Origin of the sequence: Pseudomonas sp. B28(2017) (genome assembly GCF_002113025.1) — a bacterium.
Taxonomy (GTDB): Bacteria; Pseudomonadota; Gammaproteobacteria; order Pseudomonadales; family Pseudomonadaceae; genus Aquipseudomonas.
Map to the genome: position 1 here is coordinate 49,071 of NZ_NEJH01000008.1, position 14,185 is coordinate 63,255.

At 60.0% G+C, this 14,185-nt stretch carries 12 protein-coding genes and 1 tRNA gene; 9 read left to right on the plus strand and 4 right to left on the minus strand.

Annotation, left to right across the window (positions count from 1 at the left end; translation table 11 throughout):
- Nucleotides 1–8: 8 nt before the first annotated feature.
- Nucleotides 9–85, minus strand: a tRNA-Arg gene (locus CAF65_RS19690).
- Nucleotides 86–431: 346 nt separating this feature from the next.
- Between CAF65_RS19690 and gabD the strand changes: the two genes are divergently transcribed.
- The 3 genes from gabD (at nt 432) to CAF65_RS19705 (ending at nt 4,687) form a co-directional block, all read left to right on the plus strand.
- Complete coding sequence (gabD, locus tag CAF65_RS19695; protein ID WP_085717785.1) at nt 432–1,874, plus strand: NADP-dependent succinate-semialdehyde dehydrogenase; 1,443 nt, start codon at nt 432–434, stop codon at nt 1,872–1,874.
- A gap of 184 nt (nt 1,875–2,058) precedes the next feature.
- Nucleotides 2,059–3,336 carry a 4-aminobutyrate--2-oxoglutarate transaminase gene (gene gabT / locus CAF65_RS19700; protein ID WP_085717786.1) on the plus strand — a complete coding sequence of 426 codons (1,278 nt, stop codon included), beginning with the start codon at nt 2,059–2,061 and terminating at the stop codon, nt 3,334–3,336.
- A gap of 136 nt (nt 3,337–3,472) precedes the next feature.
- Nucleotides 3,473–4,687 carry a response regulator gene (locus CAF65_RS19705; protein WP_085717787.1) on the plus strand — a complete coding sequence of 405 codons (1,215 nt, stop codon included), beginning with the start codon at nt 3,473–3,475 and terminating at the stop codon, nt 4,685–4,687.
- Nucleotides 4,688–4,811: 124 nt separating this feature from the next.
- On the opposite strand, the gene CAF65_RS19710 is transcribed toward CAF65_RS19705, so the two are convergent.
- Together CAF65_RS19710 and desA are read right to left on the minus strand one after the other, a co-directional pair.
- On the minus strand, nt 4,812–5,801 hold the full coding sequence (locus CAF65_RS19710) for a sensor domain-containing diguanylate cyclase (protein ID WP_085717788.1): 990 nt from the start codon (nt 5,799–5,801) through the stop codon (nt 4,812–4,814).
- Between the two features lie 217 nt (nt 5,802–6,018).
- Complete coding sequence (gene desA, locus CAF65_RS19715) at nt 6,019–7,203, minus strand: delta-9 fatty acid desaturase DesA (protein WP_085717789.1); 1,185 nt, start codon at nt 7,201–7,203, stop codon at nt 6,019–6,021.
- A gap of 147 nt (nt 7,204–7,350) precedes the next feature.
- Here desA and dibA point away from each other — a divergent pair, with 147 nt between their 5' ends.
- The 6 genes from dibA (at nt 7,351) to CAF65_RS19745 (ending at nt 13,528) form a co-directional block, all read left to right on the plus strand.
- Complete coding sequence (dibA, locus tag CAF65_RS19720) at nt 7,351–9,270, plus strand: phosphodiesterase DibA (RefSeq protein ID WP_085717790.1); 1,920 nt, start codon at nt 7,351–7,353, stop codon at nt 9,268–9,270.
- 224 nt (nt 9,271–9,494) lie between these two features.
- The gene (oscA, locus tag CAF65_RS19725) at nt 9,495–9,677 is read left to right on the plus strand and encodes a sulfur starvation response protein OscA (protein ID WP_007975618.1); all 183 of its coding nucleotides are present in this window, start codon (nt 9,495–9,497) and stop codon (nt 9,675–9,677) included.
- Between the two features lie 73 nt (nt 9,678–9,750).
- Nucleotides 9,751–10,764: a sulfate ABC transporter substrate-binding protein gene (locus tag CAF65_RS19730; protein ID WP_085717791.1), complete on the plus strand. Its 1,014-nt coding sequence runs from the start codon at nt 9,751–9,753 to the stop codon at nt 10,762–10,764.
- A gap of 69 nt (nt 10,765–10,833) precedes the next feature.
- Nucleotides 10,834–11,652 carry a sulfate ABC transporter permease subunit CysT gene (gene cysT / locus CAF65_RS19735; RefSeq protein ID WP_008019110.1) on the plus strand — a complete coding sequence of 273 codons (819 nt, stop codon included), beginning with the start codon at nt 10,834–10,836 and terminating at the stop codon, nt 11,650–11,652.
- A gap of 12 nt (nt 11,653–11,664) precedes the next feature.
- A complete protein-coding gene (cysW, locus tag CAF65_RS19740; RefSeq protein ID WP_085717792.1) occupies nt 11,665–12,534 on the plus strand; it encodes a sulfate ABC transporter permease subunit CysW in 870 nt (289 codons plus the stop codon).
- Between the two features lie 4 nt (nt 12,535–12,538).
- Complete coding sequence (locus tag CAF65_RS19745) at nt 12,539–13,528, plus strand: sulfate/molybdate ABC transporter ATP-binding protein (protein WP_085717793.1); 990 nt, start codon at nt 12,539–12,541, stop codon at nt 13,526–13,528.
- A 104-nt stretch (nt 13,529–13,632) separates the two neighbouring features.
- On the opposite strand, the gene CAF65_RS19750 is transcribed toward CAF65_RS19745, so the two are convergent.
- On the minus strand, nt 13,633–14,157 hold the full coding sequence (locus tag CAF65_RS19750) for a DUF962 domain-containing protein (protein WP_085717794.1): 525 nt from the start codon (nt 14,155–14,157) through the stop codon (nt 13,633–13,635).
- Nucleotides 14,158–14,185 lie beyond the last annotated feature (28 nt).

Sequence of the window (14,185 nt, forward strand, 5' to 3'; positions counted from 1 at the left end):
TCAACGTATGGCGCACCAGGCGGGATTCGAACCCACGACCCCTGCCTTCGGAGGGCAGTACTCTATCCAGCTGAGCTACTGGTGCAGCGGGCGCCATAATACTCATATGCATTGAAGGCGTCCATGCTGCTGAGTCGCTTACGTTTATTACAAGCGTAACGCGCGCCTGCTACGTTGATCAGAAAAAACAGGCAAAAGCGTCGTTTTCGTTCTTTTTTTCGAACAGGCTATTGTCCTTTACCCCCTTTGATCCTAGGATTCGTTTGAGATTTCAAACGCTCTTGTCTGGGTGCTGAACCGCACGAGTTCAATCAGTGCGCTATTTTGTGCTTCAGCCCGGTGAATGATTTCCCTGACGGCAGCCTATCGAGGCGCCTTTCTACAATCATAATTTGCTCCGCGCGTGCGCGGTGCTGTTAAGGAAAGCCGACATGCAGCTTAAAGACACCCAGTTGTTCCGCCAGCAAGCCTTCATCGATGGCGCGTGGGTTGATGCGGACAATGGTCAGACGATCAAGGTCAACAACCCGGCAACGGGCGAAATTCTGGGTACCGTGCCGAAAATGGGCGCTGCCGAAACCCGCCGTGCGATCGAAGCTGCTGACAAAGCGCTGCCGGCCTGGCGTGCACTGACCGCCAAAGAACGTGCGGGCAAACTGCGTCGCTGGTTCGAACTGATGATCGAGAACCAGGACGACCTGGCTCGCCTGATGACCATGGAACAAGGCAAGCCATTGGCCGAAGCCAAGGGCGAAATCGTTTACGCCGCTTCCTTCATCGAGTGGTTCGCCGAAGAAGCCAAGCGCATCTACGGTGACGTGATTCCGGGCCACCAGCCAGACAAGCGCCTGATCGTGATCAAGCAGCCAATCGGCGTGACCGCAGCCATCACTCCATGGAACTTCCCGGCCGCGATGATCACCCGTAAAGCCGGCCCGGCCCTGGCCGCCGGTTGCACCATGGTGCTCAAGCCTGCTTCGCAAACCCCGTACTCCGCTTTCGCCCTGGCCGAACTGGCCCAGCGTGCCGGCATTCCTGCCGGTGTGTTCAGCGTTGTTTCCGGCAGCGCCGGCGACATCGGTACCGAACTGACCAGCAACCCGATCGTGCGCAAGCTGTCCTTCACCGGTTCGACCGAAATCGGTCGTCAGCTGATGGCCGAATGTGCCAAGGACATCAAGAAAGTGTCCCTGGAACTGGGCGGCAACGCGCCGTTCATCGTGTTCGACGACGCGGACCTGGATAAGGCCGTCGAAGGCGCGATCATTTCCAAATACCGCAACAACGGTCAGACCTGCGTCTGCGCCAACCGCCTGTACATTCAGGACGGTGTCTACGACGCCTTCGCTGAGAAACTGAAAGCGGCTGTGGCCAAGCTGAAGATCGGCAACGGTCTGGAAGCCGGCACCACCACTGGCCCGCTGATCGACGAAAAAGCCGTGGCCAAGGTGCAGGAGCACATCGCCGATGCCTTGAGCAAAGGCGCGACCGTACTGGCCGGTGGCAAGCCGATGGAAGGCAACTTCTTCGAACCGACCATCCTGACCAACGTGCCGAACAACGCGGCCGTGGCCAAGGAAGAAACCTTCGGCCCACTGGCTCCACTGTTCCGCTTCAAAGACGAAGCCGACGTGATCGCGATGTCCAACGACACCGAGTTCGGCCTGGCCTCGTACTTCTATGCCCGCGACCTGGGTCGTGTGTTCCGTGTGGCTGAAGCCCTGGAATACGGCATGGTCGGCGTCAACACCGGGTTGATCTCCAACGAAGTCGCGCCGTTCGGCGGCATCAAGGCCTCGGGCCTGGGTCGTGAAGGCTCCAAATACGGCATCGAAGACTACCTGGAAATCAAATACCTCTGCCTGGGCATCTAAGTCCGGAAAAAGGCATCGCTTCAAACGCAAAGGGCACGAGAGCGCTGTCCCTTTGCGTGCTTCAAACGAAATTTTCTCGGTGGCCGGGAACGCTGTGGCAGTCGATCATCGCATGCTGTCGCTGTTGTTCCCCGCCGCTTAATCCTTGAACCACGCCGCCCGATGAGCGGTGAATGAGGAAAGTATGAGCAAGACTAACGCTGATTTGATGGCCCGCCGTACCGCTGCTGTTCCACGTGGTGTTGGCCAGATTCACCCGATCTTCGCCGATTCCGCGAAGAACGCTACCGTGACCGACGTTGAAGGTCGTGAGTTCATCGATTTCGCCGGCGGTATCGCCGTGCTGAACACCGGCCACGTGCACCCGAAAGTCATCGCCGCCGTGACCGAGCAGCTGAACAAGCTGACCCACACCTGCTTCCAGGTACTGGCCTACGAGCCGTACGTAGAAGTGTGCGAAAAAATCAACGCCAAGGTGCCAGGTGATTTCGCCAAGAAAACCCTGCTGGTAACCACCGGTTCCGAAGCCGTTGAAAACTCCATCAAGATCGCCCGTGCCGCCACTGGCCGTGCCGGCGTGATCGCCTTCACCGGCGCTTACCACGGTCGCACCATGATGACCCTGGGCCTGACCGGTAAAGTCGTGCCTTACTCGGCCGGCATGGGCCTGATGCCAGGCGGCATCTTCCGCGCGCTGTACCCGAACGAACTGCACGGCGTGAGCATCGACGATTCGATCGCCAGCATCGAACGCATCTTCAAGAACGACGCTGAGCCGAAAGACATCGCCGCGATCATCATCGAGCCGGTACAGGGCGAAGGTGGTTTCTACGTCGCGCCGAAAGAGTTCATGAAGCGTCTGCGTGCCCTGTGCGACCAGCACGGCATCCTGCTGATCGCTGACGAAGTACAGACTGGCGCTGGCCGTACCGGTACTTTCTTCGCCATGGAGCAGATGGGCGTTGCTGCCGACCTGACCACTTTCGCCAAATCCATCGCTGGCGGCTTCCCGCTGGCCGGTGTGTGCGGCAAGGCCGAATACATGGACGCCATCGCTCCAGGCGGCCTGGGCGGCACCTACGCCGGTAGCCCGATCGCTTGCGCCGCGGCCCTGGCCGTGATGGAAGTGTTCGAAGAAGAGCACCTGCTGGATCGCTGCAAGGCTGTTGGCGAGCGCCTGGTAACCGGCCTGAAGGCCATCCAGGCCAAGTACCCGGTGATCGGCGAAGTTCGTGCCCTGGGCGCGATGATCGCTGTCGAGCTGTTCGAAGGCGGCGACAGCCACAAGCCGAACCCGACCGCCGTGGCAGCCGTTGTGGCCAAGGCTCGCGAGAAGGGTCTGATCCTGCTGTCCTGCGGCACCTACGGCAACGTTCTGCGTGTCCTGGTACCGCTGACCTCGCCGGACGAGCAACTGGACAAAGGCCTGGCGATCATCGAAGAGTGCTTCTCCGAGCTCTGATCACCCAGTGTGACCTGATCCACAAAAAACCCGCTTCGGCGGGTTTTTTCATGCCTCTGGAAACACATCCCGCGCATTAGCGCTGTATCGAATGGCCAGCATTGGCTAAGGTTCCTGCATTGCCAGGGAGAGCTGTATGACAACTGTCATTTTACCCGCGGTTCCGAGAGTCCTGATCGCCGAGGCCGACCCCTGGTCCCGGGATCTGCTCAAGGAAGTGTTGTTGAACGTACGCTGCGATGCGCGGCTGGATTTGTGCGCCGATGGCCAGCAAGCGCTGGAGCTGTTGGCCGCCAACCCCTATGACCTGGTGATCGCCGACTGGGAGTTGCCGGGCGTCGATGGCCTGAATGTCCTGCGCAGCGTACGCCAGCGCAAACGCAATCCGCCGATGCCGTTCATTCTGATGAGCAGTCGCAACGACAGCGCCAGCGTGCGAGAGGCCTTGCCGCTGGCGCCAGCTGCGTACCTGACCAAGCCCCTGAATATGCAAAGCCTGACCCATCGATTGCAGGGGGTGCTGCTGAACGCTGGCGAAGAAGTCTTGTGTGAGGTGCCATCGCTGGCGCCGGGCATGACGTTGTCGGTGTATCTGGAGCGTCGACGTGAATTGGCCGACGGTGCGCCGCTGATGACCGACGTGCAAGTAGCGGTCAAACGCAGCCTCAATCCCAATGGGCTCGATCTGACGGTGCTGGAAGACGAAGTTCGTACCGATCCGCAGGTCACGGCCGTGTTGATCGCCGCTGCCAACAGTGCGGCCCAGCACCACGGCGTCGCGGTGCAGACCCTGTCCCAGGCGCTGCATCGCCTGGGCACCGGGCAGAGCATGAATCTGATTCTCGGGCTGGCGCTCAAGCGAAGTGCCCGGCTCAGCGATCCGCAATTGGCCGACTATGCCGAGCGTTACTGGGATCTGTCCCTGCACACCGCTGAATACGCCCGGACCCTGGCGCGCTTGCTCGATCTGGATCAGGAGCGCTGCTATTGCGCCGGCATGCTGCACCGTCTCGGCGATCTGGCGTTGCTGCGCTGTCTGCAGGAATGGAAACAGGCCGGAGGCGAGCTGGACGAGTGGGAGGAGGTGGGTGAAGCGCTGGCTGAATATGGCGCGGCCTATGGTTCGGCACTGCGCACACGCTGGCGCCTGCCGCTGGAGTTGCGGGAGCTGATTGCGGCGGCCTACCAGCTTGGTGGCGGGGTTTATTCCCGCGAAGCGCTGGTGATGAACATGGCGGCACAAATGGCGCGCCTGAGCGAGCATGAGGGCATCGAGGCGCTGGCAAAGAGCCGGACGGCGAGGTTGCTCAAGATCGGCTTGCCGGAGCTGATGCGGCTGCGCAAAAAGTAAATCTGACAAAAGTCCCTGTGGGAGCGAGCCTGCTCGCGAAAGCGGTGTGTCAGTCAACAGAGATGTTGGATATGCAGGCCTTTCGCGAGCAGGCTCGCTCACACATGGGTTTTGTGGTGGCTGGTCAGGCAGTGACAATCCGGTTTTTGCCCTCGCGCTTGGCCTGATACATCGCCGCATCCGCCCTGGAAAACAGGTTTTCCACGTTTTCGTCCGCGGCGGTCAGGCTGGTCAGGCCCTGGCTGACGGTGATGCCGAACGTTCGGCCCTCATGGTTGAAACTCAATTGCTGAATCTGCCGTTGCAGGCGTTCAGCAACTTGCAGTGCCATTTGCGGCGTGCACCCGGGAAACACCGCGGCGAACTCCTCACCGCCAATGCGCCCGAACAGGTCGCGGCGGCGCAACGCTGCGCGGCCGCTTTCGGCAATGCGTTGCAACACGTTGTCGCCTTCCTGATGACCGTAGGTGTCGTTGATCGTCTTGAAGTTATCAATATCCAGCATCAGAAACGACAGCGGCTCGCCCTGTTGCCGGGCGTGTGCGAACGCGCGGTGAGCGCACTCGAAGAAATGACGGCGGTTGCTGCTCTGGGTCAGCGCGTCGGTGGTGGCCAGGCGATGCAGCTCGGTTTCCATCTGTTTCTTGTCGGTGATGTCTTCGGCGATGCCGACGATGATCACCGGTTGCCCCGGCTCGGCCTGGCGGTTGATGTAGCACTTGTCGCTTAGCCAGCGTACCTGGCCGTCAGCAGCGATGATTCGGTACTCGCGGTCTTCGATGGCGCCTTTGTCCAGCACTTCAGCCAGGCTGCGTTCGGCATAGTCCAGGTCGTCAGGGTGAATGCTGTCGCACCATTGATTGCTGTCGGCCAGCAGTCCATCGGCCGAATGGCCGAAGATCCGTTCATAGGCGGGGCTGACGTAAAGCACCTTGCGGGTTTCCCAATCGAATGCCCACAGCACTGCATTGACGCTCATCAGCAAGGTGCTGAACAACTGTTCGCGTTCGCTCAGGCGTGCGACTTCGCGTTGGGCATGCATCAGCGCTATCAGGGGCTGCGCGGCCTCGGGCCAATGGGACGGAGATAAGTCTTGCAGGTTTTCTGGGGCCATCGACACAAATCTCAAAGGGCATGCCGCGAGTTCGATAGCGGCCAACACCAAGCCCGCCGGGAATGGCGAAGTGTCTTTGAGATAGGGCTTTTCAGATGAAGTTCCCGCCTTGTGTGGCGAGGAGGCTTGCTCCCGCCGGGCGGTACTGATGGCGCGATTTTGCGATCACGCCACATACCAATGTGGGAGCGACGGTGCGCCGCTCCCACAGGTTTTTTCAGACGGCGGCAGGGCGCAGGGAGTAGGTCTTCAACTGATCGGCGAAGTCGCGCAGGGATTGAATCCCGCTGGCTTCGGCTTCGTGTACCCAATCCTTGATGGCTGCCAGCATGTCGTGGCCATTTGAGCTGGTCTTGACCCAGATCTGCTGCAGGGCCAGGCGTTTCTCGTAAATTACCTTCAGCGCCTGGCTGTGCTCGAGCATGTTCTGGATGCGTACATGGTGTTTGTCATCCAGCAGGCTGGTTTCGCGCGAAAGCAGGCGTTTGGCCCGATGGAACTGGTGACGTACCGAGTGATCGACCTTTTCCAGCTCTTGCTTGACCAGCGGGCCGATCACCAATTTGCGGTACTGGGCCATGATCTGGAAGCGGTTGTTGAGGATCGCCATGGCGGTGTCCATGTCCAGGTTGCCCTTGCCTTCGACGCGGTGAGCAATCGGCGCAACCCGTTGAACCTTGGCCAGGCGCAGGAAGCTGAAGACTTGAATCCACGCCCAGCCCAGGTCGAATTCCCACTTCTTCACCGACAGTTTTGCCGAATTAGGGTAGGTGTGATGGTTGTTATGCAGTTCTTCGCCGCCAATCAGGATGCCCCACGGCACCAGGTTGGTCGCCGCATCGCGGCATTCGAAGTTGCGGTAGCCGATGGCATGGCCCAGGCCATTGACCACGCCGGCGGCCCATACCGGGATCCACATCATCTGGATGGCCCAGATGGTGATGCCGATGGTGCCGAACAGCAGCAGGTCGATAGCGCCCATGATCGCCACGCCCAGCAGCGGGAAGCGGCTGTAGAGGTTGCGCTCGATCCAGTCTTCGGGGCAGTTCTTGCCGTAGATGCGCAACGTCTCGGGGTTTTCCGCTTCGGCGCGGTACAGCTCGGCGCCTTTGCGCAGCACCGTGGACAAACCCTTGATGACCGGACTGTGCGGGTCATCGACGGTTTCGCATTTGGCGTGATGCTTGCGGTGGATGGCGGTCCACTCGCGGGTGTTCTGCGCCGTGGTCAGCCACAGCCAGAAACGGAAGAAATGCTTAAGGCCCCCATTCAGCTCCAGGGAGCGATGGGCCGAGTAACGATGCAGATAGACCGTGACGGCGATGATCGTGATGTGGGTCATCAGCAGGGTGACTGCTACCAGTGCCCAGGGCGACAAGCCAAGAAAACCTTCGTACCACATAGGCTATAGGGCCCTCGATGAAAGAAAAAACAGCCGTTGCATTATCACTAAGCCCACACAGAAAACCAGTCGCCCTTTCAGATAAGAGTGGCTGGATGTGTCTTCAAACTATAATTCCAACCTTTTTGTAAGGACATGGATCGCCGGATGTCTGCCACCTATCGCGATGCCTTGCGTGCAGCGCTGCTCTATCTGTTGCTTTCTGTGGTTTGGCTGCAGATCAGTGGTTATTTATTGAACAGTTTATTCGATAGCTCTGCCGAGCGACTGCGATGGCAACTGATCAACGGTTACGTTTGGGTGCTGTTCAGCGCCGGGGTGATCTTCATTGCCCGGGCGCGGCTGCTGCGATGCCTGGGAATCGGCGCCACCTTGCACGAGCGCAATACCAACCGTGAGCGTTTGCGCCAGGCGACTGCGGTGTTCGACTGTACCCGCGAAGGGGTGCTGGTCACCAATCGGGAAGGCGTGATCGTCCATGTGAACCGTGCCTTTATGGAAATCACCGGATACGGCTGTGAGGACGTGCTGGGGCAGCGGCCCAATCTGTTCAAGTCCGGGCGACATTCCCCTGCGTTTTATCAGGCGATGTTTGCCGCCCTCGCCGGTGTCGGGGAGTGGAGTGGGGAAATCTGGAACCGGCGCAAAAGCGGCGAGATTTACCCGCAATGGCAAACGATCCGCCTGATCCACGACGACTATGGCCAGCCGAGCCAGTATGTGGCGGTGTTTTCCGATATCAGTGCAATCAAGAACTCCGAACACGAGTTGATGCACCTTGCGCACCACGATCCTCTGACCGACCTGCCGAACCGCCTGCTGTTCACCGATCGCGCCGAACAGGCCCTGGCCTCGGCGCAGGTCCACAAGCGCGGCTGTGCGCTGCTGATGATCGATCTCGATCACTTCAAGATGATCAACGACAGCCTCGGACACACCATCGGCGATCAGTTGCTCAAGGCGGTGGCCGAGCGCCTGGGCGCCATGTTCGGCCCGGGCATCACCCTGGCGCGGTTGGGTGGGGATGAGTTCGCCGTACTCGCCGAAAGCTGTCCGCAACTGGTTCAGGCTGCTGCGTTGGCCCAGCGGATTATCGATGGCCTCAAGGAGCCGTTCCTCATTGACGGGCACCAGCTGTTCATCAACACCAGCATCGGCATCAGCCTGTTCCCCAGCGATGCCCTGAGCGTCGAGCAACTGCTGCGCAATGCCGACTCTGCGCTATTCAAGGCCAAGAGCACGGGGCGCAATGATTATGCTTTATACACCGAAGAGCTGACGGCCCACGCCCAGCAACGGGTCGAGATCGCCTTCGAATTGCGCCGCGCCCTGGACCAGCAAGAGCTGCGGGTTTATTACCAGCCGGTTCACGACCTCAGGACCGGTCACCTGGTTGGCGTCGAGGCACTTGTGCGTTGGCAGCACCCGCAGCGGGGATTGGTGTCGCCGGCGGAATTCATTCCGGTCGCCGAACGAACCGGTCTGATTGCTGAAATCGATGCCTGGGTCATGCAGCAGGCGTGCCGGCAGATGTGCCAATGGCAGCAGGGCGGCGTGGCGTTGTCGTTCGTTGCGGTCAACGTATCTTCGCGCCTGTTCGCCCGTCGTGAGCTGTATCGGCAGGTGGCGCAGGTCCTGCGCGAAACCGGTCTGGAACCGGCGTTTCTGGAGCTTGAAGTGACTGAAAGCGCGGTGATGGAGGATCCGGAAGTCGCGCTGGAGCAGATGCATCGCCTGCGCGAGTTGGGTGTGCGCCTGGCCATCGACGACTTCGGCACGGGTTATTCATCGCTGCTGCGGCTCAAGCGTCTGCCGGTGCAAAAGTTGAAAATCGACCAGGGCTTCGTCGCCGGATTGCCGTGGGATGAGGATGATGCGGCGATCTCGCGGGTGATCATTGCGCTGGCCCAAAGCATGGGCATGCAGGTACATGCCGAGGGGATCGAGCAGGTCGAGCAGGCTGCTTTCCTCCTTGAACAGGGATGTGATCTGGGGCAGGGCTATTGGTACGGGCGGCCGGTACCTGCGTTGCAGCTCGATTGGGCTCATGCCCCGGTGGTTGGATAGGCGCAAACCCTGTGGGAGCGAGCAAGTTCGCTCCCACAGGGTTTTTTGTGTGCCTGAAAGAGGGTGATTCACCCCAAGCCCTTGTCCTTCCAGTTAATCTCTTCTGGTTATATAAAAATTCTTAAATAGTCTTTTTAAGAATATCTATACCTCTCTAGTATTGCTCTCAAGCCGCAAGCAGTGCCGACACTGCGAGGCAACCTCTCAGTTGAAGGAGCAGCAATATGAGCGCATCCCTGCGTAGCGTCGACGGTCAAGACGAAGCCACCATCCTGCGTGAAATCCAGAGTGCCCTGCGCGACCTGCGCTTTGGTGCCGTGGAAATCACCGTGCACAACGCCCAGGTGGTGCAGATCGAGCGCAAGGAAAAATTCCGTTTGCAGCAGCCGGGCAACAAGCCGGGCTGAGGCGAACCAGGCACCGCGATTTCCGATATCCCATAAAAAAGCCAACAAACCAAGAATTCCAGGAGCTTTCACCATGTCGTCGATTCGCCACTTCGCTTTGGCCGCCCTGGCCAGCGCCCTTTTTGCCGGTTCCGCGGTAGCCAAGGACTACGAGCTGCTCAACGTGTCGTACGACCCGACCCGCGAGCTGTACCAGGACTACAACGCCGAGTTCGTCAAGTTCTGGCAAAAGGAGCATGCCGGCGACACCGTGAAAATCCAGCAATCCCACGGCGGCTCGGGCAAGCAAGGCCGGGCGGTGATCGACGGCCTGCGTGCCGACGTCGTGACCCTGGCCCTGGCCGGTGACATCGACGAAATCGCCAAGCTGGGCAAAACCTTGCCGGCCGACTGGCAAAAGCGCCTGCCGGACGCAAGCACGCCTTACACCTCGACCATCGTGTTCCTGGTGCGCAAAGGCAACCCTAAAGGCATCAAGGACTGGGGTGATCTGGTCAAGAATGACGTCTCGGTGATCACGCCGAACCCGAAAACCTCCGGCGGTGCGCGCTGGAACTTCCTCGCGGCCTGGGCCTATGGCCTCAAAGCCAACGGCGGCGACGAAGCCAAGGCCAAGGAATACGTACAAACCCTGTTCAAGCACGTGCCAGTGCTGGATACCGGCGCTCGCGGTTCGACCATTACCTTCGTCAACAACGGTCAGGGCGACGTATTGCTGGCCTGGGAAAACGAAGCCTTCCTGGCGTTGAAAGAAGAAGGTGGCGCTGACAAGTTCGACATCGTCGTGCCTTCGCTGTCGATCCTCGCCGAGCCACCGGTGGCGGTGGTCGACAAGAACGCCGAGAAAAAGGGCAACGAGCAGATCGCCGAAGCCTACCTCAAGCACCTGTACAGCCCGGCCGGCCAGGAAATCGCGGCGAAAAACTTCTACCGTCCACGGGACAAGGATGTTGCCGCCAAATACGCCCAACAGTTCCCGAAACTGGAACTGGTGAGCATCGACAAGGACTTCGGTGGCTGGAAAGCCGCGCAGCCGAAATTCTTCAATGACGGCGGCGTGTTCGACCAGATCTACCAGGCGCAGTAGTCTTAAATAGCCATCAATGAGCCTCGAATTTCGATTCGAGGCTTTGTGCGTTCTCAACCAAGGACTTATATGTCGCGTCGTATTTCCCCCGTCATACCCGGCTTCGGGCTGACGCTGGGCTACACCTTGGTGTACCTCAGCCTGATTGTGCTCATACCACTGGCGGCGATGTTCGTGCATGCCGCTCAACTCACCTGGGATCAGTTCTGGGCAATCATCTCGGCGCCACGGGTGTTGGCCGCATTGAAGCTCAGTTTCGGCACCGCCCTGTGTGCCGCGATCATCAACGGCATCATCGGCACGCTGCTGGCCTGGGTATTGGTGCGCTATACCTTCCCCGGACGCAAAGTCATCGACGCCATGATCGACCTGCCGTTCGCATTACCCACGGCGGTGGCCGGTATTGCGCTGACAGCGTTGTACACCCCTACCGGCCTGGTCGGTCAGTTTGCAACGGATCTGGGTTTCAAGATCGCCTACACCCCCTTGGGCATCACCCTTGCCCTCACTTTCGTGACACTTCCATTCGTAGTACGTACCGTACAGCCAGTATTGGCCGATATTCCCCGTGAAGTGGAGGAAGCGGCAGCGTGCCTGGGAGCGAAACCATTGCAGGTTTTTCGCCATATCCTGCTGCCCGCGCTGCTGCCCGCCTGGTTGACCGGCTTCGCGTTGGCCTTTGCCCGCGGGGTTGGCGAGTATGGTTCGGTGATTTTCATCGCCGGCAACATGCCGATGAAAACCGAGATCTTGCCGCTGCTGATCATGGTCAAGCTCGACCAATACGATTACACCGGCGCTACGTCCATTGGTGTACTGATGCTGGTGGTTTCCTTCGTCCTGTTGCTGCTGATCAACTTGTTGCAGCGGCGCATCGAAACCCCATAAGGAGGCGCACCCATGTCCCAATCGTCTATTGCTGCCGCTTCCTCGAACGCTGCCCGCCGTGGCAGTGCGACCTCGCGGCGAGTCCTGATCGGCCTTGGCTGGCTGATTTTTGCGCTGTTCCTGCTGCTGCCGCTGTTCATCGTGGTGTCCCAGGGCCTGAAACTCGGCCTCGGAGCGTTCTTCACCGCGATCTTTGAGCCGGACGCGCTGTCGGCACTGAAACTCACGGTCATCGCCGTACTGATTTCGGTGCCGCTGAACCTGGTGTTCGGCGTCAGCGCCGCCTGGTGCGTGAGCAAGTACTCGTTCCGCGGCAAGAGCATGCTGGTGACGCTGATCGACCTGCCGTTCTCGGTATCCCCGGTGATCGCCGGTCTGGTCTACGTGCTGATGTTCGGCGCCCAGGGTCTGTTCGGCCCGTGGTTGCAGGATCACGATATCCAGATCGTCTTCGCCCTGCCGGGCATCGTGTTGGCGACGATTTTCGTTACCGTGCCGTTCGTGGCCCGTGAACTGATCCCGCTGATGCAGGAACAAGGCACTCAGGAAGAGGAGGCTGCACGCCTGCTCGGCGCCAACGGCTGGCAGATGTTCTGGCACGTCACCGTGCCCAACATCAAATGGGGCCTGATCTACGGCGTGGTGTTGTGTACCGCGCGGGCCATGGGGGAGTTCGGTGCGGTGTCGGTGGTTTCCGGGCACATTCGCGGGGTGACCAACACCCTGCCGCTGCACGTGGAGATCCTCTACAACGAATACAACCACGTGGCCGCGTTCGCCGTGGCGAGCCTGTTGCTGATCCTGGCGCTCTTCATCCTGCTGGCCAAGCAGTGGAGCGAAAACCGTATTAACCGCCTGCGCGCCAGCGCCGCGGAGGAATGATTTCATGTCGATCGAAGTGCGTAACGTCAGCAAGAACTTCCACGCGTTCAAGGCGCTGGACAACATCAGCCTGGACATCCAGAGCGGCGAGCTCGTCGCGTTGCTCGGTCCGTCGGGCTGCGGCAAGACCACGCTGCTACGGATCATCGCCGGCCTGGAAACCCCGGACCAGGGCAACATCGTGTTCCACGGTGAAGACGTTTCCGGCCATGACGTGCGGGATCGCAACGTCGGTTTCGTGTTCCAGCACTACGCCTTGTTCCGCCACATGACGGTGTTCGACAACGTCGCGTTCGGCCTGCGCATGAAACCGAAAAACCAGCGCCCGAGCGAAAGCCAGATCGCCACCAAAGTCCACGAACTGCTGAACATGGTGCAGCTGGACTGGCTGTCGGATCGCTACCCGGAACAACTCTCCGGCGGTCAGCGTCAGCGCATTGCACTGGCCCGCGCCCTGGCGGTGGAGCCGAAAGTGCTGCTGCTCGACGAGCCTTTCGGCGCACTCGATGCCAAGGTTCGCAAGGAACTGCGTCGCTGGCTGGCGCGGTTGCACGAAGACATCAACCTGACCTCGGTGTTCGTGACCCACGACCAGGAAGAAGCGATGGAAGTCGCCGACCGTATCGTGGTGATGAACAAGGGTGTGATCGAGCAGATCGGTTCACCGGGCGATGTCTACGAAAACCCGGCCAGCGATTTCGTCTATCACTTCCTTGGTGATTCGAACCGGCTGCACCTGGGCGAAGACAAGCACGTGCTGTTCCGCCCGCACGAGGTGTCGCTGTCGCGCCATGAGCTGGAAGATCACCACGCTGCCGAGGTGCGGGATATCCGTCCGTTGGGCGCGACGACGCGGGTGACGCTGAAGGTTGAAGGGCAGAGCGATCTGATCGAGGCCGAAGTGGTGAAGGATCACGACAGCCTGATCGGATTGGCGAAGGGAGAGACATTGTTCTTCAAGCCGAAGGTCTGGCAGAAAGTCGCCAACATCTAAAAGCAAAAGCTTCGTCGGAACGCCGCCCGGAGCAGGCTCGCTCCCACAGTGGATTTGTGATCGACGCAAATCAGTGTGGGAGCGAGCCTGCTCGCGATGGCGATCTAGACAGCAGCACGCTTCGGATTGACCCGCACCCCACCCGCCCGCGCCTCGATCCGCTCTTTGAGCTCATGCCGCATTCCCAGCATGAACGCCAACTCCGCCACCACGAACAACGGCCCGACAATCAGCCCGGTTACGTCATCGACAAATGCCGGCTTGCGCCCTTCGTAGTGATGGCCGACAAACTGGATCGCCCAACCGATCACGAACATCGCCACGCCGCTGCCCAGCCACACCAGCGTGCTTTGCTGTGCCAACGCATGACCGGCCCAGACACTCAGCCCGAGCAACACGGTCATCAACACGCCCAGGCGCAACTCCAGGCGCAGGTAAAACCACGCCGATGCCAGCGAGACGAGCACCGCCGGTGACAGCCACACACCGCCCAGCGACCATCCCGGCCGGGACAGCAACACCGCGACGGCGACCACGATCAGCGGAATGCCGATAAAGTGCGATGCAATGTTGCGCGGGTCACGGTGGTAGGCGGCGTATTGACTGAGATGGTCGACGAGGCTTTTCATTGTTGTTCTCCTGTGGGGGTGACTGATC